Here is a 24,668-nt window from a genome sequence, read left to right on the forward strand (position 1 = left end):
CTTACTTCTTTGACTTAACAGATTCTAACTGATGTTGCTTCAAGAACTGTTCCAGTTGTTCTAACTGGCGTTGCATTTCGCTCACATAGTCACCCTGAGCCGGTTTCCCAGTCAGTGGATCCAAGACCACCGAAGCAATACCATGTTCTGCGAGATCTTTTACCCGATTCTCTTTCGGCTGATGCTCCCATACTAGAAACGAGATTTTGTGCTCCTGCTGAATTGTTTTCAGCTTGTCCCAGTCATGCTCGGTAGGAACCACCCCCGGCTTCCAATGCAGATGATGCATCGTCCAGTCACACCGCTGTGCCAGATATTGATACACGGGACGTTCGGAAAACCAGTGTAACCCGGGAAATTCCGCCTGCAGTTGATCCAGTTTTTTCCCCAGCGACTTTAACGATTCTTTCAGTTTCTTGAGGTTGGCCGTGATACTTTCTTTTTGCTGCGGATCTATCTCAATCAGTCGTTGTGCAATCGCTTCTGCCTGTCGCGCCATTAAAGCCGGATCCAGCCAGAAAAAGGCGACGGTCCCGGCGTGGGAATGCGCGCCGCCGGTCCCATGGCTGTGCACTTCAAAATCGGGAACCGTGATCAAGGCATCTTTCAATGAAAGCGATGTTCTTAAGACTTTGGAACGGGGCAGCGACAGTTTCTTAACCCAGTCGGCAAAATTGGCACCGTTAGTAACAATCAGATCTGCCTGCTGGATTGTCTGAATCATCACATCATCGGGAAGCCAGGTTTCCGGGTTTGCGTCGGGAGGCACTGGATTAAGAACTTCATATTCCGGGCCGACGAGAGACTCAACAATGAACTGCAAAGGATAGTTCACCACCACGACAACAGGTGTTTCATTTTCCGCCGTCTTTTTTTCTTTTGACCGTGGGGATGGCTGACAGGCACAGAGTGTCAGCACTGAAAACAGTACCAAGAGCAAAATAGTCCGTTGCATATTCAAAATCACTAACTAAACCAGAGACGCAGCAGCTGCCCCGCGTAAACCCGGACAATCAAGGTAATGCCCAGTACAACCAGCAGACTGGCGGCTGAAATAAAGAAGACTTCTGTCAGCTGCAGCTTCCAGATCGTCGATCGGCTGCAGCCCAGTTGAAACATTGTTTGACGTTCCCGCTTGCGTAAGCGCAGCGAAAGCACAAACACCAGTGCCAATAATAATCCTATGGAAATCGAAACCAGCAAGGAATTCATATCAAATAACTGCTTCACGCGAAACACCATGCTCATCAACTCATTGACAATTTCGGTTGGACGAATCAACTGTAACTGTGATTCTTTCGTATCATACATGCCCAACAGCAGGACTTCCGACTTTTGATCCACGGGAACCACGATGATAGCGGAAATGGGAAACGAATCAGTCTCTCCATGAAAGTGAAACGAAGACAAGTTTTCATCGGTCACCTCATTAAACTGAGGGACGGCGGCGTTCGCAATCGTTGTCTGATCTTCCTGCTTCAAGACCAGATCTTTGCTGGTTTCCGCATTGACACTCTGATGGCCGTGTCCGATGCCCGAGATAATCCATTCCGTTTTCAAATCGACAAAGACGGCATCATCGTCGGGTGACTCAGATTCTTCGAGTACTCCCACGACCCGCATTTTCAGCGGATAATTTCCCGATAGATCAAACACATTGAGCGGATCCGACATCAGTTTGTCGCCGGGTTGTAACTGAAGTTTCTCAGCAACATTGGCTCCAATTATACAATCCCCCAGCCGTTTCAGTTGGGTTCCCTTCGCGATCTCCCGCTCACGAAACTCAAAATAATCCAGAGTCGTTCCGACAACGGGAAATCCCTGTGCGGTAAAACGGAGTGCCAGTGGTATCGGGAGTGCATAGTTTGTCTCCTGAATCGCTTCCACTTCCCGCATCGATGTCGGCTCCAGATCTGCACGACTGAAATACATGCTTTGTAGCGCAAGATCAAAACGACTTCCCTTGACTCCTGCCACCAATGGGGTCGAACGGGCTCGGGCCATCAGATCCTGTTCGAACTGTGCCACGCCAAATTGCAACAAGACTGGCAAGAGCAACGCCAGCGAGACACACAAAACCAGCGTGATCGTTTTCAACTTATTATAAGCTAAATAGCGTAATGTCAGTCGGAGGATCCCATTCATGCCGTTTCCACCATTTCGTGAAAACGTTCGATATCAATGGTACGTTCGAACTGATCCAGCAGGCGATCATCGTGAGTCACCATGATTAAAGTGGCATTGGTTTTCGTGGCGTGTTCGAGTAACAGATCACGAATGAGCCGTTTATTAGTCGGGTCGAGATTTCCAGTGGGCTCATCAGCCAGCAAAATCTGTGGCTGAGGCAAGAGTGCCCGGCAGATCGCTACTCGCTGCCGTTCACCCTGCGAGATGCGATCAATGCGTGAGTTAAAATACGAATCGATCTGCATGGAAGTCGCCAGCTCACGTGCCCTTTGCTGCACACCTTCATCCAGTTGCAGTGTCGAATTGATGAAATACGGTAGCAGAATGTTTTCATAGACATTCAAATAATCGATCAACTCAAATTCCTGAAAGACAAAACCGACTTTGGAAATGCGGTACGCGCGCCGCTGGCTGTCGTTGAGTGTTTTCAAGTCAATCCCACAGGAAATCAATGTCCCCTGCTCGGGAATCAGAATGCCGGAAATCAAATTCAGCAGTGTTGTCTTACCACACCCACTGGGTCCGACCACGGCGACTTTTTCGGCGTCTTTGACCTCCAGTTCGGGAATGCTCAATCGAAATGGGGATTGAGGATAACTGAATTTGAGTTGTTGCATCTGAATCATGATGAACTCGAATCAGCTGACTTGGTTTTTGGTGATTTTTTTGGGGGGCTCTCTACTTTTTTTGGATCGTTTTTTTCTTCCGTATTCACTTCACGTAAGCTGGTCTGAAACCTTAATCGCTGTTCATCCAGCAGATTCATGCCAGTGAGTTTCCAGACATCTTCTACCGGTTCCAGATAAAAAATTGCCTGATACTGATTCGTGCGCGTGTGAATATGGCCCCAATGTTCGACCGTACCTGCGACTGTCCATGTTGTCTTGACGTTAAAACTGCGTTCATCACGCGTAGTCTGATTTTCTTGTGTCAGTTCCGTTTCCGGCTGGACCGTCTCCCATTGCACATCGGTGACACGCGAAACGGCCCCCCCCTGCTCCTGCATTTTCAGGCTTTGGTTAATCTGGCGGTACAATGTTTCCTGGAAGGAGCCGTCTGCACTTTTTGCCAAGGCATCGTAGACATCACTTTCAGTGTGATAATCGAACGACCGGTAAATATTCTTATGCAGCGTTTTGAAAACGGCTTCCGCCTTCTCAGCGGGTATCTGAGGAATCGGCTCCAGAGGATTGGCAAAGGTGACGCGCGAAAACGGCCAACACAACAGGCTAGCAACAAACAAAACAACAACCACAATCAATGTATTCCGGCGCGATGGTGTTTTTCGGAACAGGCTCAAAGCGACGGCAAAGCATAAGAGAAGGCCGACCGCACTGATCAGGGGAATCGACCAGAGCGAACGGGGCTGCAGACTGACTGCCACGGGATTGACATCCAGGCTGACTTTACGGCCCGGATTGGTCCATTCAAAAACACTGTTCCGTTCCAGTTTGGAAAAAACCGGTCTATAAGATTGATTAAAGGCAAAGCAGACCGACTCCACACTCCAGACACTCCGATTGAACATGTCCCAGGTCACTTTGACTTTTTCGGGAGTCCCTTTAGTGCTGTAATTCAGAATGATTCCGACGCGGGCATTGGCAGCACTGACCCGTTTTTTTTCTGCCGGCTTAGCAAAATCCCGAAAATCGAGACTATAAAAATCGAGACGCGAAATGACAGGTTTCACTACGATGCCGTCAATTTCAATCGGATTCGCTTTCGCAAAAAACTGTTCGATCTTTTCCCGCGACGCTTCCTGTTCCGCGACAGACAGGAAATCGTCTTCTTTGCGTTCAAGGGTGAAGAATGATTCAAGTGTTGCCAGCGGAATCAGAATTTCGTGTCGGATTTCAAAATCTTCAATATACAAAAACGAATAGATGGTGCCATAACTGGTAATGCCCAACGTCTCCTCCCGACGCTCTTTGAGCCACTTCTGCCAGTCAGCTTCGGAAGCATCCGGAGCTAAAGGAGGACTGTCCCAGTTAAAACGAATCGTTTGTGGCTCCCGCGGTTTCATCGAGACCGCATAGGGAGTCTCAGAACCTTCCTGCTTGAGATTAAACTGCACCATCGCGGGAAAGCCAGCATTGGAATCGATTAACTGTTGACTGAACGTCAAAAATTCGGGTGGTTTGGCGAGTGGATATTCAATCTGAAAGACCAGCGTAAACAGCATCAGGTCCGACATCGCGACGCCTTGAGGTTTGATCGAAGAATCATCAACCGAGACCACTTTTCCCTTTAATTTCTCGCCGTTGATATCCCGTACGATCAGCCGATCCAGCAGGAACTGTTTGTGTTGTTCGATGGCTTTTTTGATTTTATCAGCAGAGACGATATTTTCTTTGTCTGGTTCCAGCTTCTGAAAAAAGTACAGATCTTCGACGTAAATCTGCATCGAGAGCATCACCTTGTCGCGAGTGACGTAGACATTCTCCTGGCTGACGGAAATCGGATGTGCTTCGCCGATTTTGGGGGTGCCGAGACTACAAAGTAGCACCAGACAAGAGAGCAGCACCAGTCGGATTTTTGCTCTCTGTTTGTAAGTACAGCCATGTGGTTTCTTACTGTGACAGGTTAAAGCGGCAACTCGTGGGGTCATATCGGAATTTCGAACTGGATAAATACGGAGCTCTAATGGAAAAGAGCGTATCAAACAGGCAGGTTTTATTACATTTCTGTACTATTTGATCGTACCGAGAGAGAGTATAGAATTGCAATCGTGGTCTGCTTATAAGACACTACGAATATTGAATTCCCAATGATTGAGAAAAAAGGGTCTCCCATGGAAGAAACTCAGGATTCAGACCAGACCGAAGCTGAAACAATACAAGAAGTTACAGCAGCCCCCACGCTCCCGCCTAAACCCAGCCTGCTCAAACGGAGCGGTCTCTGGTTTCTGGCATTTATTCTGGCCGCTTCTGCGATGATTTATCAGCGGGCAACAGGGCCGACCTATCCTATGAAAATCCGGGTGGATGACGGAATCACCGCTAAGCTCATTCGTACACATGAATCCACGGCTGATGCGATTGTTGAATTACCGGCCCCCTTATCCGAACCAGAACCATCGGCGACATTATTCTACAAACGGTATCGCACGACTGATGAATTCACGGCTGTCCCAATGACGGTAGTCAAGGAAGGAGAACAGTACAAACTGGAAGGTGCGCTTCCCAAACAGCCAGCGGCGGGCAAACTGGAATACTATATCGAAGCGAAGATTTATAGTGATAGCGGCGGGCAAGAACGACGTTTCCCAGCACAGGATGATGAATTTGTCCTGATTCGCTTCAAGGATCCCGTCCCGGATGGCGTTTTGATCCCTCACATCTCGTTGATGATTTTTTCGATCCTGTTAGGCATGCGATCCGGTCTGGCCGCTCTCTTTGCTCCTTACAATATGCGTCAGCTGGCCTGGGTCACCTTATGTGGCATGACGGTTGGCGGAATGATTTTAGGCCCCATGGTTCAAAAATATGCCTTCGGAGAATACTGGACCGGATTTCCGCTGGGAGGTGACTGGACTGATAATAAAATGCTGTTCATGTTTTTGGCCTGGGTCTTTGCCTGCTCGGTGATCGGTTTAAATCCGTACAAAAAAGTGACGGGCATCATGCGGATTGCTGTCTTCACTGCTTCAATCGTGATGACAGTCTGTTATCTGATTCCCCACAGTATGGGGGGGAGTGAGCTGGATTACAGTCAGGTCGATCAGGGAATTGATCCCAGTGAAGCAATCAAGACAGGTCGACAATGAACGCGGCCCAAATCCATCTTATCACAGTCCACGTCCCCATAGTGGGATGCTGGGGTCTGTCGATTTTATTTGTCCTGGCACGGTTGTTGCGCGATGACCGTCTGTTTGAAATCTGTTGCTGGCTGCTACTGACCATTCTGCTGCTGGCAACAGTGGCCTACTTTTCTGGTCCTCCCGCGTATGAGCTGTTACAAGCACATTACAACGTCGAGAAGGAAATTGTCGAATTTCACGCTATCCTGGCACGCTCCTGCCTGCTGGCGATGGTCGTTTTATCGATGATTGTCGGCAATGCATTGATTCAACGATTTCAGGGGGAAACCATTCCCCGCTGGCAGCGATCGCTGATTGTGGTCGGCACGATTTCAATGGCCGTTTTCTGGACCATCGCCGCGCACTGGGGCGGCATGATCAGGCACCCGGAGATCCGGTTTTCCGGATCGAATCAAGTAGAAGCCGTCACGCCGGAAAATCCGCAGACCGGCAATTAAAATCCCTATTTGACGATTTCGGTCCCGATCCCTTTATCGGAATAAATTTCCAGCAGAATCGAATGCGGAAGCCGGGCGTCAACGATGTGAACCTTGCCGACTCCGCTTGCCAGCGCTTCCAGAGCCGCATCGACCTTGGGCTCCATGCCGGCATCAATGGTGCCATCCGCAATGAGAGCCCGACAGCGCTCGGTTTCCAGGTGGGAGACCAGCGTCTCGGGATCATTCCGATCGAGAAAAATGCCCGGTACATCACTCAAAAAGACCAGCTTCTCCGCTTTCAAAATACGGGCAAGGGCAGCAGCAGCGGTATCTGCATTGACGTTTAGTTTCTGTCCTGATTGATCCAGAGCAACAGACGGAATCACGGGAATTGCATCCGATTCGCAGATTTCCGCCAGGAGTTCCTGGTCTACGTCCGTTACAAAACCAACATGCCCGAGATCCATAGTAGAACCATCTTCCGCCTGGAGAGTCAGTTGCTCTCCCTTAAGACAATTCCGTGTCCCAAAATGGAGCGGTTCTGCTTTCGCACCTTGGGATCTAATTTCCTGAGCCAGTGACTCGCTGATCTGATTGGCGAGGACATCGGTGGCGATTTCCAGTGTGTTTTCATCGGTATAACGTCGTCCATGCACAAACCGGGGTTCAATGCCGGCTTCGCTCATTGCCTTACTGATGGCTTTCCCGCCACCATGCACAAGAATCGGGTGCATGCCTACCGTGCGCATAAAGATCACGTCGGTCAAAAACGCTTTGACGGCGGACTCTTCTTCGAGGGCACTGCCTCCGAGCTTGATCACAACATAGCGCCCACGAAATCTTCTAATCCAGCTTAACGCCTCGATCAACACAGCAGCTTTTCGAACGGCACCTTCCACAGTAAACCTTTAACCCTTCTTGATACATCAACGGATGCAAATTTGTATTCTAAAATCAATCTCATCAAAGAGATTGCAGTTTGACCAGAAAACAGAATTAGTCTGGTCTTATTGTAAGTGACCTCTGTGAACTGTCAAACCACTGCCTTGAATCCCTGGTGCCACTGAATTCTGTCCACAAAAGAACATGTTTTTTTCGTATTTTAATCCGTTTTCGTATTTTTTCACTCAACTTCAATTTCAAATGTCTCAAACCGAAATTTCACAAAATATTTCAGGTCTCGAACTGGCATAATCCAACTTGAATCGACTCCCTGACAGGCAACACAATCGGACTGATCAATACGGCCCCGGCAAGTAGAGGGAATGGTGCGACAGGCCGGTTCGGCAATTTTGCACTCACAGACACAGATACGGGCCATCTCAGGAGAACAGCAGAATTGATGTGTGGCCGTTCCATGAAATTCCCCGATATTTAACTCTACAGAACAAGATCGTAATCGCTCACGAAATTGCTTGCTTTACAACCACTATGAGACCTTAAGAGATTGAGATGGAGAAACAACGTTGGCCCATTCACACTTGCCGATTCAACACCTGATGAAACAAATGGAAAACTTTGCTTCAGATCAAACAAATATCAATTGTCGTCCTTCCTGGCTCAGTAGCTTTGTGGACGAGGTCGCTGACATCTTCAATCCGCATGATGAAGTAGGTCGGGTTGGCTTCGACTGTCAGTTCACTGAAGAATGCTGGGAAGTCGGCCTGTTCCTGGGTAGCACGGAGATTGTTGGTGGACAACGCGACGGCCAGTATATCGCTGCCAGCTTTCAGTTCGACCTGCTACAGCTGCTGGACCGATTTGAGTCAGTCAATCGCTTCCACTTCCATTATCAGGAAGATTCAGCAGCAGCCGTTGCCAGTACCCCAGCATCCGCCTACATCACAATTGAAGGCCATCTGGCTGATTTGGAAATTGTGCGTCTGAATGTTTATGCCACTCCCCCTGAAGAGGCAGGCCCCGGTTTTCGCAAATCGCATGACGGAAAAATTGACACTGTCTGATTCAGTTCAGAAAATATAAACCAGAAAACCGCATCGTCGGCTTTCCATACAGCTACGATTCCTGAATCCCGAATCGTAGCTGTTTTTGTATTTTATTCTGCTCTATTCTCATCCGCAATTTTCCCATCGCGTAACCTGATAATATAATCGGTCTCTCTGATATAGCGTTCGTCGTGTGTCACGATCACGACGGTTGTTTGATATTGTTCGCTCATGTCGCGCAGACAACTAAAAATTTCCGCGCCGGTTTTAGTATCCAGCTCCCCCGTCGGTTCATCGGCTAGGATCAATAAAGGCCGTTTTAACAGAGCACGGGCGATCGCCACCCGCTGTTGCTCTCCACCGGATAATTGATTCGGACGATGCGTAATCCGCTGGCCTAACCCCACCTGTTTCAGCAGATCTTCAGCATGCTGTTTCTGTTCGGCTGTCACTCCCTGAGGCAAATACGGGGCAAGTACATTTTCCAATGCATTCAGGTTTTTCAATAGATTAAAACTCTGAAAGACAAACCCGACTTTTTCGCGGCGGTAGGTGTCACGTTCGGTTTGATTCAATGTCGACAATGATCGATTTTGCACAAAGATTTCGCCTGTCGAAGGAGCATCCAGCGCCCCCATCAGATAAAGCAACGTACTTTTTCCGCTTCCCGATGGTCCCAGGATAAACGAAAATGTTTGCCCGGGAAAACGGCAACTCACGCCCTGCAACGCACGCACTTCTGTTTCGCCGCTCTGGTGAATTTTCGTTACATCGCGAACTTCGATCATCTGTAGTCAACTTTCTGCTAACACGTTCCAGATTAGATGTATTTAATTTTAACCACGTCGGATTGCATCAATGGGTGTCATCCGAGTGGTCCACCAGGCAGGATACAGCCCACCAAGAATGCCAAGCAGCGTACTGAAGACAACACCAAACAGAAGTAATCCCGGACTGGCATAAAGATGGACCTGACTGGCAAATTTCCAGTTCACGATTGCGATGGCGACTAATCCCAGGATGCCTCCCAGAACTCCGCCAGTGACTCCTAAAAGCGAACTCTCGGAGGTGATCAGCAGCATCACATCCCGATTGGACCAGCCATTCGCTTTGAGAATCCCAAAATCCACAATTCGTTCCATCACGCTCATTAACATCGTATTGATGATACTCAGCATGGCGATTAACATCCCAATCCCGGTCATCAATCCCAGAAAGATATCCAGATCGGCAGTAAATGTTTCCAGCCGGTCTCCCCAGTCGGAAGCCGCCCTTACTTCCAATGCACTGGGATGTTCATCTGATTTCGCTTTCGTGGTCTCAACTGGGGCTTTTCTGGGAGAGGACGACTGCTTCCCAGGGTCCTCTTTTTTCGACACTCCCTGTTCCGAGGCTCCCTTTAACCCCTGATCGAGGGCATTGACTAAGTCTTTGAGGATGTTGGATTGTGATGCATTGGCTAATGCCAAAGACGCTGGTTGCCAGGAAGCCAGTTCCCGATCCCGAAACTGGTCTTTGATATTTTTCACAATCACCTCATTTTTGAGATCTCCGGACTGCTCAATATAAAAACAACTGACAGTCTGTGGATCGAATCGTGTGATATCCCGTACAACATCAATGTCCAGAATGATCGCCACATCAAGCAGAATCGAGCCGCATTCGTAAAGACCGACGATCGTCATTTGTTGACCGTTGACCTCAATTTGATCACCGACCTGCTTCTGGTGCTGTTCTGCAATCTGGCGGCTGATCACCGTATTGAGATTCCCCCGGTCTTTCAGGGTTAAAAACCGACCCGCATAGATGCCTTCACGATAGATGCCTTTTTTTAATTGTAGCCGGGTGGGAAGATCTGTTCCAAATAGAAATCGAGGCGGACTGATAACCGGCTTGCCCTCAATGATATTGACGCGGGACCAGATTTCCGGATTTACAATCGACACACCAGCGATCTCTTCAATCTCAGTTCCCCATGATCGGGGAATCCGGGAGAACAACGGGATTGGCGCACCGGGTTGCATCGCGACAATCCCCGATATTTTACCAAATGTCTGAGAAACGGTATCTTCCAGCCCACCAGCAATGGAAAACAATCCCACCATGCCAGCAATCGCAATGGTTAATCCCATCAAACATAAAAAAGAACGTAAAGCGCGGCTCAGGAGGTTTCGCAAGGCAAATTTAAACATTTAGGCTGTTTTCCAGTGAGTCGATTCATTCCGGCCTTCAAAGTGTCTGTGTTATTCTACGCAGATCAGTTCCATCAATGAATCAATTTGATTCGGTTTCTCATAATAAAAGAACTGATAATAAGGAGTTATAGACAGACCTAACTTGAAAACCAGTCAAATTCAAACGTAGAATGCTCCCAGCTCGAGTCAGTCAATAAATCGATTCAACTGAAACCTGATGCCTGATGGTATAGGGCAGTTGATTTTCGGAGTTCTCGTGGAAACACCTTGTTTTCAGATTTCCCGAAACAAATTCGATCTGCAAACTCTATTTTGATGCCTGGTACTTATAACGAATTTCGAATCAATGAACAAACGAGACTATTACGATATTCTGGAGGTATCCCGCAGCGCCAGCGCTGATGAGATTAAAAAAGCGTACAGAAAACTGTCGCGAAAATATCACCCTGATATGGCTCCTGATGATAAATCAGCGGATCAGAAATTTAAAGAAGTTCAAGAAGCATACGAAGTTCTGCGCGACGAGAATAAGCGCAAGCAATACGATCAGTTTGGCCACTCCTTCCAGCAGGCAGGTCCCGGAGGAGGCGGCTACTACCAGTCTGGCGGTGGAGCCGGCCCGGTTGATATGGAAGATCTGTTCGGCGGTGGCGGGATTGACCTGGGCGATTTATTTGGTGGTGCATTCCGCGGAGGCAAACGTGCACAACCGCGGCCCCAGAAGGGAGAGTCAAAACGACTTCAGATCGAAATTCCTTTTCATCTGGCAGCAGTCGGCGGTCAGCACGAAGTCACACTTCAGAAAGGGAGTTCTTCCGAACGGTTGACGATCAAAATCCCAGCTGGAGTCGATAACGGATCAGTGATCAGATTGGGCGGTCAGGGAGGCCCTGGAATTCACGGCGGTCCTCCGGGTGATTTACTGATCACGATCAAAGTCGGAAATCACCCTTATTTCAAACGGGATGGCAGCAATCTGCTGCTGGAAGTTCCTATCACACTTCCTGAAGCAGCTTTAGGTGCTAAGGTCGACGTCCCCACGTTATCCGAAGGCGAAGTCACCGTTACGATACCACCGGGAACCTCCAGCGGAACGAAACTACGACTTCGCGGAAAAGGAATCACCGATCAGAAAACCAAACAACCGGGAGATCAGATCTGTTCTATCAAAATTGTAGCTCCCAAAGACCTGAGTGAGCAGGATCGCTCGCTCTATGAGCAAATCAATCAAGAAGCCCCTCGGTCGAAAGCATGGTGATCTCAATGCAAACATTACTCCAGCGTGAGAAAAAGCGACATCGATTGTGTTTCCTGATGCTCTTGCTGTTCTTCATCAGCATGCCGGTCGCTGACCTGTCTGCACAGCAGAACGGGGAAGCTGGTTCTGCTACCGTCGATTCCAGTCAACAAACAGGGGTCGATGTACCTGGTGAGTCTGAGCAGGGGGAAAATGAGCAAGCAAATGACAAAAAGAAAGACGAGCGACCGCGGGAACTGGGAGTTTTAATCCTCATTGTCTGGATTCTGGCAGGAACCGGGATTGGCATTTTGATTTTCACATCCCTGTTTGGTCACTCTGTTCGCAGCATGATCCGAAGACCTTATCCGTCACAGACACATCCTGACCAGCAGAATTCCGCGAAACCAGCACCAGATAATTCTGACGATTCTGAGCAGGTCGAAGAAGAGCCGCCTAAAGCATAACTATTTCTATGACGCCTGTGGGAGGCAGAATTTTCCGGTGAAACAATTCGGATTTCCAAACACGAAAAGAATACGCAGCCAGCAGGATTTTTCCACGATCTATTCCGCCAGGCAGCGAGCCGGAGATCAATGTCTGCTATTGTTTGCGGTACGAAATGAACTGAACCAGACCCGTCTGGGAGTCAGTGTCTCCCGGAAAAATGGAAACGCCATCAAACGGGCCCGCAAGAAAAGACTGATTCGTGAAGCCTTTCGACTTATTCAGCATCAACTCCCAAAAGGATTAGATCTGATTGCCATACCCCGACCTACCGTCGAAGCTGACCTGAAACAGTATCAGAGTTCGCTCAAGCGACTTTCTCAGAAACTTAACCGCCGTCTGGAGCAAAAGCAAAGCGGATGAAACAGATTGCTTTGCACATTTTCCGTTTTCTGTACCAAGTTCCAGCCTTCATCCTGATCGGACTGGTGCGAATTTATCAGAAGACGTTTCGCTATATTCTGGGAGGACACTGCCGGTTTCACCCGAGTTGCAGCGAATACTTTATTCTGGCAGTCCAGAAATATGGAGCCGTAAAAGGGAGCGTGAAAGGAATCCTGCGGATCTGCCGCTGTCATCCTTTTCACCCGGGTGGCTACGACCCACCTTAAATCGTTCGACTTAATATCCCGTTCGCGATGTCGCTCTGGCCGGCAGTGGCGTGTAGGGAGAATAAGTTGCGGAATTTTTTGCATTCTGCGAATTCTGCAGGCCGATTTTCCGAATCGGACCAGACTGTTCCTGAGAAATCATGGCTGGGACAGTCAATTGACTGGGATGTTTCTGCTGTGGTTCATTCGGGATGAACTGAGGCGTGGAAACGGGGACCGTTTTTTTCAATTGAAATGCCTGGGCATTCGACTGCATGCGTTGTTTCGAATGAGGCCACTGTTCGAGTTGATCTTCTGATGTTGAGTAGTTATCGACGGGAAGTTGTTCCAGTGTAGCGGAAACTCTCCAGTTATTATCCCAATGAGTTGTTTCTCCCGGCGGGGGCAGTCGTGGAAGATTGTTCTTTTCCTGCGGTTCCGGTTGAGGGAATTCAGGCTGGAGTTGTTTTGGCTGAGGAATTACGGGCTGTGGTCCTACAGGATCTGAGTCAACAGGCACTGACTCAGCGGGAAGTTCCTCAAATACTGGTGCCGTTTCAATGCAGGACATATCAGTACAAAATACCTCTTCTTCCTGGACAACAACATGACTGCCTGAAACTTTTCGAATCCATTCAGGCGTTTTCACGTGCGATTTCATTTTGGAATAGAAACCTTTAACCTTCCCGTTCATCTGTTTGACTTTCTCTGAAACAGATGAGGAGACTGTCGAATAGCGAGGTACGAGCCCCAGATGTTTCTGAGCAGGCTCGACCGGCTCAGAACTAAAGACCGATTTAAAGTACTCCTGATCTTCAGCAACTTCTTCCTGAGAAGTTCTCTGAATCAGAGGACCACCATTATTGGTCTGTTTTTCAGGCACAGGCACATTCAAGCTCGGTGGTGCTGCAGGAGGAAAACTATTATCGACCGGAGCGGGAGCCGGCTCATTAAAAAACTTTCCTGATCCCGGATGACTGGGTTCCATTTGGCTATAGGGAGCCGCCTGATATTCTGTACTGGGGCGTGCGGCCTGCTGATACACCTTCTGCTGGGCAGACTGACAGCCATATGATCCCGTCAATGAAAGTAAGCAGGCAAATAACGAGACTGTTTTTTTATATGGCATTGTCATCTTGATTTCCTCTTTCCGTGTCGTGCGACAGGCACCATTTTCAAATACCACAATTCCAATTTGACAAACTCTCAAAATGTGGTATGGCACACGGAATAAAAATCGGTTAAATCTGCCGCTTTCTGATATATCAAAGTGATGAATCAGTTAGAATAGGTTCAACAACCATCCGTTTATTCTTGCTAAAACGATTTCTCATAAATAAAAGTGTCGTGATTGATAATTCTATTTTTCGTTCTCTAACGGTCGTACTGTTTATTACCAGGTTCAAAGTGTGGAAAATCACTGAAAAGCCAGTTTTTAAGATAATTCACTGCTTAGGAATTAGTCAAATTTTAATGATTATTCCTGATAATAATATTCGCTTGCCGAAAGCGAGTCGTAAGAGATTAATGAAGAATATTGCACAAGACCGCTACCGGTAACTCGGAAACAGGTCATCAGATTTACTACAATAAGAGAAGATCGACTGAATCAGGATTACTTGAGCCAGGAGGAACCCCATGATTAAACTCAAAAACATTCTCGTCCCTACCGATTTTAGTGAATTTGGCGAGCAGGCCCTGCTCTATGGTTGTGAATTAGCCAAACGATTTGACGCAAAATTACATCTGCTGAATGTTGTTCAAGATGCTGTCGCGATGTTCCCGGAACCAAACATGATGGGGACTTCCATGAATGATCTCGTATCAGACATGCAGAATTTGGCTAAAAAACAACTGGAAGAGATGCCTGGCCTGCCGGGAACCGAGGACTTGGAAGTGGTGCGGGAAGTGCGTGTCGGCCCCGCATTTCTCGAAATTATCCGTTATGCGAAACAGGCAGAAATCGACCTGATTGTCATTGGTACCCACGGCCGAACCGGGATTAAACACATGTTACTAGGTAGTGTGGCGGAAAAAGTGGTTCGCAAAGCCCCCTGCCCTGTACTAACGGTTTCACATCCCGAAAGAGAATTTGTAATGCCGACTTAAAATAGGTGTGCTTCAAGCCTATAATGACTTGAGTCCTTACTGACGGAAGCACTTTAAGGGAACATTGTACACTGATTCAAGATGAAATCACAAATACAGAACCCCATATCACATTGAGGAAATAATGCCGAAACTGACTGTTGAAAATGTAGGAGAGTTCGAAGTGGAATCGGGGAAACGGCTGGTACTGGCCTTAACCGATAATGCTCACGTCGATCAATTACATGCTTGTGGTGGCGCAGGTCGCTGCACGACATGTCGTGTCGAGTTTATAGAGGGTGAACCGAATCAGATGACCGTCGCAGAAAAAACTACGCTCGAAGCCCGGGAATTGTCCGGATGCCGATTGAGCTGTCAAATTCTCTGTGATCATGATATGACTGTCCGCGTTATCAGCCGTCTTGAAGGCAGTGGACGCGCTGACACAGGCAATAGACCGAAAGACGAAATTGAACCACAGCCCGTTGAATGGGTTGATAAATAAACGATGCTTAAACCCCGGGACGCTCTGGTTGCGCGATGATCAGGGCATCTCTTTAAACCAATTCTGATCATGTGACTGGAATTGGAACCTCTTAATCGAGGGAGAACCTCATGCGAAGAGTTCTGGCTTTCCTACTGATCACTGGCTGCGTACTCCTGCCTGTCACGGAATCTACATTCGCGAAAACCCGTGATCCCAAGCTTCAGAAGGCGGTGACAAACGCACTGGGATATCTGGCGAGAGAACAACGTCGTCAGGGGTACTGGGAAGCCAACGGAGGCCAGTATCGTGTCGCGATGACCGCCCTTGCCGGGAATGCGCTGCTGGCAGAAGGTTCAACCACCACACGTGGCAAATACGCTAAGAATATCAAGAACGCCGTTGATTATCTTCTCGAAATGAGCCAGCCAAACGGCTTGATCGGCTACAAGAATGACTACCATTACACTTATGGGCATGGATATTCCATGGTCTTTCTGTCACAAGTTTACGGCGAAGAAGAAGATTCATTACGCCGCGATGAACTGAAAAAAGTGCTGATGAAAGCTGTCGAGTTCTGTGCCGGTGCCCAGACAACACGAGGTGGCTGGGGATACGTTTCCGCCAAAGACGGGAATGACTTTGACGAAGGATCAACGTGTATCACCCAGGTTCAGGGGCTACGTGCCTGCCGCAATGCGGGTATTCCTGTTGATAAAAAGATCATTGATCGAGCAAAGAAATATATCGCAGACTGCACGACTCAAGATGGCGGGGTCCAATACAGTATTCGAGGCGGCGGTGCCAGACCGGCGATAACCGCAGCCGCCTGTGCGGCTCTGTTCAATGCGGGAGAATTTGATTCTGATCACTTAAAAAACATGCTGGAGTACTGCCGAAAAAACATCTGGCCGGGCGGAAGTTCGAACCGCTACTTTGGGCACTGGCACTACGCCCATTTTTACTATGCCCAGGTCATGTACCGCGGCGAAACCAAAAACTGGGACAAGTATATCAAAGATATCGGCCAACAGATTATCCGCAAACAATCAGCGTCTGGCGCCTGGATGGAAGGTCATGTCGGCCCGGTTTATACAACCGCAATCAATGCGACCATCCTGCAACTGGATAATGGATACCTGCCGATCTATCAGAAATAACTCCGTGCCATGATTCAGGCACAGGCTGCTTTATTTCTGACTCAGCACCTTTAAATGGCTGACGACAGACTCGGCGAGTTTCGCTGGGTTGTAACCTCCTTCGAGTAGACTGACGACCTTGCCTTCACAATATTCTTGGGCAACATTCAGCACTAACTGTGTCAGTTTGCCGAAATCCTCAGTCTCTAAACCTAAAGAGCCAATCGGATCATCTTTGTGCGCATCAAAGCCTGCGCTGATCAGGACCAGTTCCGGTCGGCATTTTCGCGCCGCTTCCAGCAACATCTGTTCGAATTTTTCGAAATAGTCTTTTCGGGAAATTCCAAATGCAAGTGGCAGATTCCAGATTGTCCCCAGTCCGTCGCCTGCCCCTGTTTCCTGCGCAGTCCCAGTCCCCGGATAAAAGGGAAATCGATGGGCCGAGAAAAAATATACCTGCCCGTCTTTGTAAAAGATCTCCTGCGTTCCATTGCCATGATGAACGTCCCAGTCAACGATCAGAATCCGATTCAGTTGATGTTGTTGAATGGCATGCCGGGCTGCGATCGCCACGTTATTCAACAGACAAAACCCCATCGCCTGATCAGGCAAGGCATGATGTCCCGGCGGTCGCACTGCGCAAAATGCTCGTTTCGTCTTTTTTCCCAGCACTTCATTCACTGCAGTCACAGCACATCCTGCAGCATACGTTGCCACATTATAAGACTCAAAACAGACTACCGTATCCGTCGAAATCTGGCCTCCACCATCGGCACAAAACTGTTCTAATTCCTTTAAATACTCGGCTGTATGAACTCTAAGTATCTCTTGAGGTGTTCCGGAAGCCCATTGATTCACGTTTTTTAGATTCGCAATTTTTTCCTCCGTAACCCGCTCCTTGATCTTTGTCAAACGAAACGGATTCTCAGGATGTTGACCTGTTTCGTGGAGTAAAAACGTAGGACTCTGAAAAAAATCAGCCATAATGATTCCCATTCATTCTGGATAACGCATATTTTGATTTTCAGTGTAAGTCATTTAACCGTTATGAAAGGGAGATCCTGCTCATACCCAACTGTACATTCCCACCGCACTTTCGCTCAATTGAGTGTGCAGCATCAGAATATCAAATTGAGAGACCAGACGGGAACGCCAATCAGAGTGTTCCTGTTCTCCCAATACCTTCTGAAGAGAAAACAACCATGTGGGTAGAGAAAAATCTTGACAGCTCGTAAGGTAAGGCGATAACGTAAGATAATAAAATAAAGTCTCGTAAGACTGCCATATAGAATTCTTCACCTCATCAGACGATTTTTCCTCGTTCGATTATATCTTTCATTAGCGATTCCTTGTCAGTGAGAGTAGAAATTGGCATATTTAATTGGAATCTGAACCGTATTTATCGTATTATTTATAGTAAATCATCTCTTCATTCCGCTTCGTTCGGAACCATTATAGCGGCCGTTATTTAATCACAGGAATTCTATTCGGCTGCCATAGAGTTATTTGCCTTATTTGTGTAATATTTTCCTTAAATGTAAAGCTCCCTGTTGTAGTCTAGAATGCCCCATAAGTTTATTTGGTCACTGGGGTTCGAGCAGAACGTTGAATGAAGGAACTTTCCGTGCGACAATCTACATGCTCGTTTCAGGCCTTTTCGCGAATTGGAATGCTGGCCGCCAGAATGACGGCGATTCCTCTACTGGCAACCGGTCTGTTACTCTTAAGCAGTTCGGCGCTTCTGAGCCAACAGCCTGCTCCCCCTAATCAACCCAATCCTGAGCAGCCAGCTGCAAAGAAAAAACCAGCGGCAGCACAACCGAAACCCGGTATGCAAGATCCGGGGCTAGATCAGGTCAAGGAGTTAATGACTCCCGAAGAAGCCGAGCGATTTCGAAAAACGAAACTGAGAGACTTTGAAGAATTGCTGCGAGGAGGAAAGATCAGTTCCGATGCAGACAAAAAACTCATCGCTGAGGGCGCTCGCTATAACCTGTACCTGATGACATTGAAACAGGATCCTCGAAAGCCGGAAAACAAAACCGACCTGAAAAAACTCAGAGCAAATATCTTACGCGATATTCAATTCTCGGGGCGTGTTTCAGGCAATTATCAAGCCAGAGAACTGTATCTCGAAGAACTCACCAAACGCGCAGAAGATTTATTTGATAATCATCGGCTTGTTCGTTTCAGCGCAGTTGTGCTGTTATCAAGTCTAGATCTGAGAGATGAAGATCGACGGAAAAAGCTCAATCGGGTTGCTTATGTACCTGCTTATGCTCCGCTTCTCAAAATCATTGCATCACCAAGACAACCCACCGAATTAAAAATTATTGCCGCGAATGGCCTCGCCCGAATTGGAGAAATTGGCGATCCCACGAACTCCCGTCGTGTTTCGATCGTAGAAGCACTCATTCCTGCATTAGAACTCTCAGTACAAGAGCATTCCTGGTACCAGAGAAGCTTGGTGGATACTCTGGGATCTATGGGCATTACTGATAACCTGGCCCGCCGCCCGGTCGTTGTAAATGCTTTGCTCAAGGTAATGAACGATCCCAAACGAACCTGGCGTGTCCGATCCTCAGCAGCCTACAATCTGGGAAAACTTCCGCTTAAAGCCAATTCAGATATCAAGCTGATCACATATTCGATCGTTGATCTGACTCGGAAAATGATCAAAGCCTATAACGCGAATAATAAAGCCCGCTTCTGGAAACGCTATTTTTGGAATGTCTATCTGGCCTTCAAACCACAGGCGGCTGGCATGGATAATGGTTTAACTCAAAAGCCAGTGAATCAGACAGTCGTCAATGATGCCTACAAACAAATCATCAAACCAGTAAAGACGGTCCTCCAGCCAGGAGTAACCCCCCCCATTGCCCCCGACGTCACCAAATCAATGGATGACTGGTTGAAAAAAAATCTTCCTAAAAACTTCCGTGTTGCTCCCGTTCAGGCAAAGCCGAAAAATCAGCAAGTTGCTGAAGGAAATTAAGGTGTTTTGGTGTTTACGTCGCGTCATCCTTTCTCTGGTAGCAATAAACGTGTTTGATCAGACTGACAAGAAAAATCACAAATTTTACTGGTCTGATACGAAAAGTGGTCGCTGCAATTTCCTGTTGGTTCATGTAAACTAATTGCATGAAAATCACAGACGTTCGCGCGATACAACCCGTTGGAGAAAATTCCCCTGCCGACTGGCGTACCAGCCTGGGCCAAATCTTGGTTGCCATTGATACCGATTCGGGAATCACGGGTTATGGCGTTGGCGGGGGAGGACTCGCGGGCATGCATGTTGTCAAAACGGTTCTCCGCGATCTGTTGCTAGGTCGAAATCCGGAGGAGATTTCTCAGCTCTGGGATGAAATGTATCAGGCCACGCTGGCGTTTGGACGCAAGGGAATTGCGGTCATGGCTCTCAGTGGAGTCGATCTGGCATTATGGGACCTGCGTGGAAAACACGAACAGCAACCGCTTGTCTCTCTGCTGGGAGGTAAGCCGGGAAAGAAAATCCCGACATACCGTACCGTCTGGGATCCTCAGGAATTACAGACAATATCAGGACACGCCGGCTACAAGCTACACCTGGGTAAAGTCGCAGCCCCAGGTCAACGCGAGTTGATGATCTCTGCTATCGAACAGGCGCGTTCATTGATCGGTCCCGATCCACTCTTAATGGTGGATGCCTGGATGAAATGGGACGTCGAATCTACAATCGCGATCTCTCAAGAGATTGCATCTTCCCGGATTGAGTGGATTGAAGAACCACTCTCGCCTGACGATTTAGCCGGCTATCGACTTCTCAAAGAACAATCTGCCGTTCCGATTGCCGGAGGAGAGCACGAATTCACTTCGGCTGCCTTCGGCCAGTTAATCGAGGAGCAGTTGCATTCCGTACTACAGCCAGATGTCTGCTGGTGTGGTGGTTTGACGGAACTCATCAAAATCTACACAATGGCAAATAAAGCAGGGTTACGTGTTTGTCCTCATCGAGGATGTGAAATCTGGGCTCTGCACGCGATTGCTGCTCTTGATCCTGATCCACTTGCGGAAACCGGACGCCCCTGGATGACCTGGGTCGCTGGACAACCTGAAGTGAAAGAGGGAACTATTGAATTATCAGACCGCCCTGGATTTGGTCTGCTGTTCGATGAACAGAATCTCTTCCTTGTCAATTGAAATCACAATTTAGTCCATATCACTCTGGACACTGAAAGCGCTGCTAATGATGAAATTCGATACGTTTCTTACCCCCATAGTAGCAGTCTGTTTTCTAATGACTCTAATGTCTCTGGCAGGATGCAATCAGGAATCACCTCAGACCGCCAACCAGCCGGAGCCGATCAAAGAAGACCCACCCATTCCCACAGCGCCAGCAGGTCCTGCGATTCTGTCCGAAGAGGACATTCATGAACGCCTGAAAAAAGACAATCCTGATTACCAGAACAATGCTGAGTTTGGGAAAGTAAAAGGAGAAATCATTTCGGTCAATCTGTTCAACACCAAAGTGGAAAATATTTCCGCACTTGAGGGATTGAAATTACAATATCTTGACCTGACCAATTGCCCGGTTACTGATTTAAGCCCTTTAAAGGGGATGAAGCTGCTGGAACTTTATCTGGAAGGAACTTATGTCAGCGACCTACGCCCTTTGAAAGGCATGCCAATTCAGATTCTCCGATTGGAACATACTCCGATCTCGGATATCTCCCCCCTGGAAGGCATGCCCCTCAATCAGCTCAATCTGTTTGATACGAAAGTCAAAAACCTGAACCTGATCAATACACTTCCCTTAAAAACACTGTGGATTCCCAAAACGGAAATCACTGATATCTCTCCACTCAAAGGAATGCTTCTGGAAAGTCTTGATATTCAAGATACGAAAGTAGCCGATATTTCCCCACTGAGAGGGATGCCATTTCTGAGGTTGAACCTGGCAAACTCAGACGTTACCGATTTGACTCCGCTCAAAGGGATGCCTTTACAACGGTTGATCTTCACACCATCCAAAATCACAAAAGGTATGAATATCGTTCGTGAGAATCAATCCATTCAGGGAATCGGAACGAACTTCGATAATGTGAAAGCGGCTGCTGAATTCTGGAAAGAATATGATCTCAGCCAAAGCGCGAAGAAAAAATAACAGCCGTTCCCGCATGCAGGGTAGCTTCAATCGACCAGATGCTGTCGGTTATCAGAAAAAATATCTGATTTCCAGATTCCAAGTCGATTTCCCCAGTATTGCAGGAGCACGCCCAAGGTCAATAAACCATAGCGGGCACTGCGTCTAAAATTGATACTTGAGGCTTCTTCAAAGTAACGGACCGGCACAGGGATATCGCTCAGTTTAAAACCAAATCGTACTGCCTGTGCCAGGAACTGACTATCAAACACAAAGTCGTCGGAGTTTTTTTCGAAAGGGATTTTTTCCAGAACTTCACGCCGGTAAGCACGAAAGCCACTGTGAAAATCGCCGAGATTCTGTCCGAGTGCAATGTTCTCCATTATGGTGAGTCCACGGTTGGCGACATACTTATATAGTGGCATCCCGCCTTCTAACGCTTCCGCCCTGGTCCGAATCCGTGATCCCAAAATCACATCACATATTCCCAGACGAATGAGTTCAATCGCGACCGGCACAACACGACTGTCATATTGATAATCCGGATGGATCATCACCACATAATCAGCGCCGGCTTCTAATGCATATCGGTAACACGTCTTCTGGTTTCCACCATAACCGGTATTCCGTTCATGCTGGATCACGGTTAAACCCAGATGCTTCGCCACCTCAACTGTGTTATCGCTGCTACAGTCATCGACCAGTACAATTTCATCAACCGAGCCTTCTGGAATATCAGAAACCGTTCGTTCCAGAGTACTGGCTGCATTGTAAGCCGGCATCACAGCGATGACGCGACCTCGGGGAGGAACAGTACCAGGCTCGTGAGAAATGGGATCAGACATTGTGCAATCGAAAAAAGAGGGGCAGCAAAGGACAACATTGTGGGAAATCACATCATAAGTCTGAACGACCATATGAATTCAGCTACAGACTGCGATGCATTGTTTACGAGAAACAAACCGTAAACAAGTCTAAAAGCGTGAGTTTTAGCGAATCAGTCAAACAGGAGAGGAGGTCAGGCTGCAAACCCGGTTTCTTCCTTCTGCCTTAGCCTGATAGAGTGCACCGTCGGCAGCTGCAACCATCGCTTCTACACTCTCCATAACATGGGGTGCATAGGTCGAAATGCCCAGACTGGCTGTCACTGGAATGACAGTATCATTAAATTCAATCGTTGACGTTTCGATCGAATGCCGGATGACCTCTGCAATCCGTTCAGTACCTGCCAGACCAATGTCAGGCAGTAAAATTGCAAGTTCTTCGCCACCATAGCGGGCGGCGATCACGCTGTCCGAAGAGCGAATCTCTTTGATTCGTTCTCTCAGAATATGAGCCACCCGCCTGAGAACTTCGTCTCCTGCCTGATGGCCATAAGTATCGTTTACGGATTTGAAATGATCCAGATCAATCAGAATCAACGAACACGACATCTGCATACTATGAGCGCGGTTGAATTCGTCTTCGATCAATTCGTCGAAGGAACGACGATTCACTAATCCTGTTAAACCATCCTGCTTCGCCTGTCGTTCAATTGTGGCATGACTCAGTACCTTGAGAAGTGTATTGGAAAGAAACTGAGAAGCCCAGGAAATCAATCGCAGGGAGCGCTCATCGTAAGGCTGACTCTCCTGACTGGTCAGACAGATGGCTCCAATACGTTTCCGATTCGTCACCAGTGGAGAAATCAAGGCAGCGCCGATCAATGATCGAATCCCATGGTTTTCTAATTGATCACCTGCCAATGATGTATTCTCGCCCGAACTCAATCCAATTCGGACCAGATTGATTTCATGTTCACGCCAACGGGTCTTCACCCCAGTCTGAAGGGTAATTCCACATTGTACAATGGCTTTACAGCCCGATTCTTCACCCGGTGTCGACAGGAATAAACCTGCCCTGCTGGAATTGGTCAACTGACGGAGCCGATCCAAAAACTCTTCCAGCATTTTGACGGGAGTCTTATATTGCTGGTCAGCTAAAGAACGTAGTTCGAGCTGCTCTCTTGTCACCCGTAATTCATAACGGTGAGATTCAAAATCCTGATTTTTTACAATGTTCCGCGAGATACAGATCAGTAATCGTTTTGCCAGTTTTATCTGCTGTTTTTCATCCACGCCTTTGGGATACAGATCGGTCGTGATAAAGATGCCCGAAACATCTTCTTTATCATACACAGCCATCAGGCAGAGCTTTTGGACTCGCGATCGATCCTGCTCGTGCAGGCAGCCGTAGATTTGAGATTCACGCAGTTTCTTCCCGCGCAAGATCAGAACATTTTCACTGCGTAATTGATGCAGTATTTCTGAATCAACTTCGTAGACGGCTTTGGTATTCTTAGTGATACCCCGCGCTTCTCTTAATTTGAATTCACCACCAATTTGATTGAGATAGATTCCAAATCCTTCGCGTAAAGATGGAACATATCGTTTCAATAATAATTCTATGGTCTGGTCAAATTCAGACTGAGTCACAAATTCACGCAGAATATGATTCTCGATCAGTGTCATGGCACGATCAGATTGAACATCGTTTAATTCTTCTTCAACTGCAGAAATATTACGTTGGAATTCCTCATTCTCTTGACGAACGGCAGACATTTTCAAAGAGTAAACAGCATACTGCAGCAGGCATACACAAGCGATCGCCACGACACTCAAGCTGGACACGCCGTGCGCTACGTTATTCGTAAACACTTCTATGATTGATGCGATAAGGTAAGACAACTGTCTCCTGCGCTTTCTAACATACAGGCCAGATTAATTCGAATAGAAAATCAATGTGAATTCTGTGGTCTTCATTAAAACTTAGCTCAAAAAATGAGTCCGGGGAGCATGGATTTTACGTTCACCACTAGTGAATTCCCTCACTTCATTTGATTCCCCGCTGAATTCGTTATAATCCAAAGAAAGAGACTTTTTTCACTTTAAGAGC

The 24,668-nt window shown here is 47.7% G+C and carries 24 protein-coding genes; 13 read left to right on the forward strand and 11 right to left on the reverse strand.

Annotated features, from left to right (window positions below):
- Position 1: 1 nt before the first annotated feature.
- The 4 genes from Enr17x_RS18885 to Enr17x_RS18900 are packed head-to-tail and all read right to left on the reverse strand — an operon-like array spanning position 2 to position 4,795.
- Entirely contained in the window at positions 2–955 is a 954-nt protein-coding gene (locus Enr17x_RS18885) for a metal ABC transporter substrate-binding protein (protein WP_145311277.1), read from the reverse strand.
- 11 nt (positions 956–966) lie between these two features.
- Positions 967–2,145, reverse strand: a complete 1,179-nt coding sequence (locus tag Enr17x_RS18890; RefSeq protein WP_145311278.1) for an ABC transporter permease — start codon at positions 2,143–2,145, stop codon at positions 967–969.
- Positions 2,142–2,813 (reverse strand): ABC transporter ATP-binding protein, encoded by a 672-nt coding sequence (locus Enr17x_RS18895; protein WP_145311279.1) that lies wholly within the window; start codon positions 2,811–2,813, stop codon positions 2,142–2,144. The genes Enr17x_RS18890 and Enr17x_RS18895 overlap by 4 nt, the downstream gene beginning before the upstream one ends.
- Positions 2,810–4,795, reverse strand: coding sequence for a hypothetical protein (locus tag Enr17x_RS18900; protein ID WP_145311280.1), 1,986 nt, complete (start codon positions 4,793–4,795; stop codon positions 2,810–2,812). Before Enr17x_RS18900 ends, Enr17x_RS18895 begins: the two co-directional genes overlap by 4 nt.
- 159 nt (positions 4,796–4,954) lie before the next feature.
- On the opposite strand from Enr17x_RS18900, the gene Enr17x_RS18905 reads away from it, so the two are divergent.
- Together Enr17x_RS18905 and Enr17x_RS18910 are read left to right on the forward strand one after the other, a co-directional pair.
- Positions 4,955–5,953, forward strand: a complete 999-nt coding sequence (locus Enr17x_RS18905) for a hypothetical protein (RefSeq protein WP_145311281.1) — start codon at positions 4,955–4,957, stop codon at positions 5,951–5,953.
- Positions 5,950–6,444 (forward strand): hypothetical protein, encoded by a 495-nt coding sequence (locus tag Enr17x_RS18910; protein WP_145311282.1) that lies wholly within the window; start codon positions 5,950–5,952, stop codon positions 6,442–6,444. The genes Enr17x_RS18905 and Enr17x_RS18910 overlap by 4 nt, the downstream gene beginning before the upstream one ends.
- Positions 6,445–6,449: 5 nt before the next feature.
- On the opposite strand, the gene argB is transcribed toward Enr17x_RS18910, so the two are convergent.
- Positions 6,450–7,325, reverse strand: a complete 876-nt coding sequence (argB, locus tag Enr17x_RS18915; RefSeq protein WP_145311283.1) for an acetylglutamate kinase — start codon at positions 7,323–7,325, stop codon at positions 6,450–6,452.
- A 567-nt stretch (positions 7,326–7,892) separates the two neighbouring features.
- Between argB and Enr17x_RS18920 the strand changes: the two genes are divergently transcribed.
- A complete protein-coding gene (locus Enr17x_RS18920; protein ID WP_145311284.1) occupies positions 7,893–8,390 on the forward strand; it encodes a hypothetical protein in 498 nt (165 codons plus the stop codon).
- Positions 8,391–8,482: 92 nt separating this feature from the next.
- Here the strand turns inward: Enr17x_RS18920 and Enr17x_RS18925 are convergent, their stop codons facing one another.
- The gene (locus Enr17x_RS18925) at positions 8,483–9,160 is read right to left on the reverse strand and encodes an ABC transporter ATP-binding protein (RefSeq protein ID WP_145311285.1); all 678 of its coding nucleotides are present in this window, start codon (positions 9,158–9,160) and stop codon (positions 8,483–8,485) included.
- A gap of 48 nt (positions 9,161–9,208) precedes the next feature.
- Positions 9,209–10,564 carry an ABC transporter permease gene (locus Enr17x_RS18930; protein WP_145311286.1) on the reverse strand — a complete coding sequence of 452 codons (1,356 nt, stop codon included), beginning with the start codon at positions 10,562–10,564 and terminating at the stop codon, positions 9,209–9,211.
- A gap of 349 nt (positions 10,565–10,913) precedes the next feature.
- Here Enr17x_RS18930 and Enr17x_RS18935 point away from each other — a divergent pair, with 349 nt between their 5' ends.
- The 4 genes from Enr17x_RS18935 to yidD are packed head-to-tail and all read left to right on the forward strand — an operon-like array spanning position 10,914 to position 12,922.
- Entirely contained in the window at positions 10,914–11,825 is a 912-nt protein-coding gene (locus Enr17x_RS18935) for a DnaJ C-terminal domain-containing protein (RefSeq protein ID WP_145311287.1), read from the forward strand.
- Between the two features lie 5 nt (positions 11,826–11,830).
- The gene (locus tag Enr17x_RS18940) at positions 11,831–12,271 is read left to right on the forward strand and encodes a hypothetical protein (RefSeq protein ID WP_145311288.1); all 441 of its coding nucleotides are present in this window, start codon (positions 11,831–11,833) and stop codon (positions 12,269–12,271) included.
- Between the two features lie 37 nt (positions 12,272–12,308).
- Complete coding sequence (rnpA, locus tag Enr17x_RS18945) at positions 12,309–12,674, forward strand: ribonuclease P protein component (protein WP_145311289.1); 366 nt, start codon at positions 12,309–12,311, stop codon at positions 12,672–12,674.
- Positions 12,671–12,922 carry a membrane protein insertion efficiency factor YidD gene (yidD, locus tag Enr17x_RS18950; RefSeq protein ID WP_145311290.1) on the forward strand — a complete coding sequence of 84 codons (252 nt, stop codon included), beginning with the start codon at positions 12,671–12,673 and terminating at the stop codon, positions 12,920–12,922. The genes rnpA and yidD overlap by 4 nt, the downstream gene beginning before the upstream one ends.
- 10 nt (positions 12,923–12,932) lie before the next feature.
- Here yidD and Enr17x_RS18955 read toward each other — a convergent pair whose 3' ends face one another.
- Positions 12,933–14,036 (reverse strand): hypothetical protein, encoded by a 1,104-nt coding sequence (locus tag Enr17x_RS18955; RefSeq protein ID WP_145311291.1) that lies wholly within the window; start codon positions 14,034–14,036, stop codon positions 12,933–12,935.
- Between the two features lie 503 nt (positions 14,037–14,539).
- Here Enr17x_RS18955 and Enr17x_RS18960 point away from each other — a divergent pair.
- From Enr17x_RS18960 to Enr17x_RS18970, 3 genes are all read left to right on the forward strand, one after another.
- Positions 14,540–15,010 (forward strand): universal stress protein, encoded by a 471-nt coding sequence (locus Enr17x_RS18960; protein WP_145311292.1) that lies wholly within the window; start codon positions 14,540–14,542, stop codon positions 15,008–15,010.
- A 124-nt stretch (positions 15,011–15,134) separates the two neighbouring features.
- Positions 15,135–15,494, forward strand: a complete 360-nt coding sequence (locus tag Enr17x_RS18965) for a 2Fe-2S iron-sulfur cluster-binding protein (protein WP_145311293.1) — start codon at positions 15,135–15,137, stop codon at positions 15,492–15,494.
- Between the two features lie 110 nt (positions 15,495–15,604).
- Complete coding sequence (locus Enr17x_RS18970; protein WP_145311294.1) at positions 15,605–16,633, forward strand: prenyltransferase/squalene oxidase repeat-containing protein; 1,029 nt, start codon at positions 15,605–15,607, stop codon at positions 16,631–16,633.
- A 30-nt stretch (positions 16,634–16,663) separates the two neighbouring features.
- On the opposite strand, the gene Enr17x_RS18975 is transcribed toward Enr17x_RS18970, so the two are convergent.
- The gene (locus Enr17x_RS18975; protein WP_145311295.1) at positions 16,664–17,596 is read right to left on the reverse strand and encodes a histone deacetylase family protein; all 933 of its coding nucleotides are present in this window, start codon (positions 17,594–17,596) and stop codon (positions 16,664–16,666) included.
- A gap of 640 nt (positions 17,597–18,236) precedes the next feature.
- Here Enr17x_RS18975 and Enr17x_RS18980 point away from each other — a divergent pair.
- The 3 genes from Enr17x_RS18980 (at position 18,237) to Enr17x_RS18990 (ending at position 21,755) form a co-directional block, all read left to right on the forward strand.
- Positions 18,237–19,607 (forward strand): HEAT repeat domain-containing protein, encoded by a 1,371-nt coding sequence (locus tag Enr17x_RS18980; RefSeq protein WP_145311296.1) that lies wholly within the window; start codon positions 18,237–18,239, stop codon positions 19,605–19,607.
- Positions 19,608–19,753: 146 nt separating this feature from the next.
- Positions 19,754–20,791 (forward strand): mandelate racemase/muconate lactonizing enzyme family protein, encoded by a 1,038-nt coding sequence (locus tag Enr17x_RS18985; RefSeq protein ID WP_145311297.1) that lies wholly within the window; start codon positions 19,754–19,756, stop codon positions 20,789–20,791.
- 46 nt (positions 20,792–20,837) lie between these two features.
- Positions 20,838–21,755, forward strand: coding sequence for a leucine-rich repeat domain-containing protein (locus Enr17x_RS18990; RefSeq protein ID WP_198000673.1), 918 nt, complete (start codon positions 20,838–20,840; stop codon positions 21,753–21,755).
- A 26-nt stretch (positions 21,756–21,781) separates the two neighbouring features.
- Here the strand turns inward: Enr17x_RS18990 and Enr17x_RS18995 are convergent, their stop codons facing one another.
- Both Enr17x_RS18995 and Enr17x_RS19000 read right to left on the reverse strand, forming a co-directional pair.
- On the reverse strand, positions 21,782–22,579 hold the full coding sequence (locus Enr17x_RS18995; protein WP_232100776.1) for a glycosyltransferase family 2 protein: 798 nt from the start codon (positions 22,577–22,579) through the stop codon (positions 21,782–21,784).
- A 156-nt stretch (positions 22,580–22,735) separates the two neighbouring features.
- Positions 22,736–24,460: a GGDEF domain-containing protein gene (locus Enr17x_RS19000; RefSeq protein WP_145311299.1), complete on the reverse strand. Its 1,725-nt coding sequence runs from the start codon at positions 24,458–24,460 to the stop codon at positions 22,736–22,738.
- Positions 24,461–24,668 lie beyond the last annotated feature (208 nt).

Origin of the sequence: Gimesia fumaroli (assembly GCF_007754425.1) — a bacterium.
Classification (GTDB): Bacteria; Planctomycetota; Planctomycetia; order Planctomycetales; family Planctomycetaceae; genus Gimesia; species Gimesia fumaroli.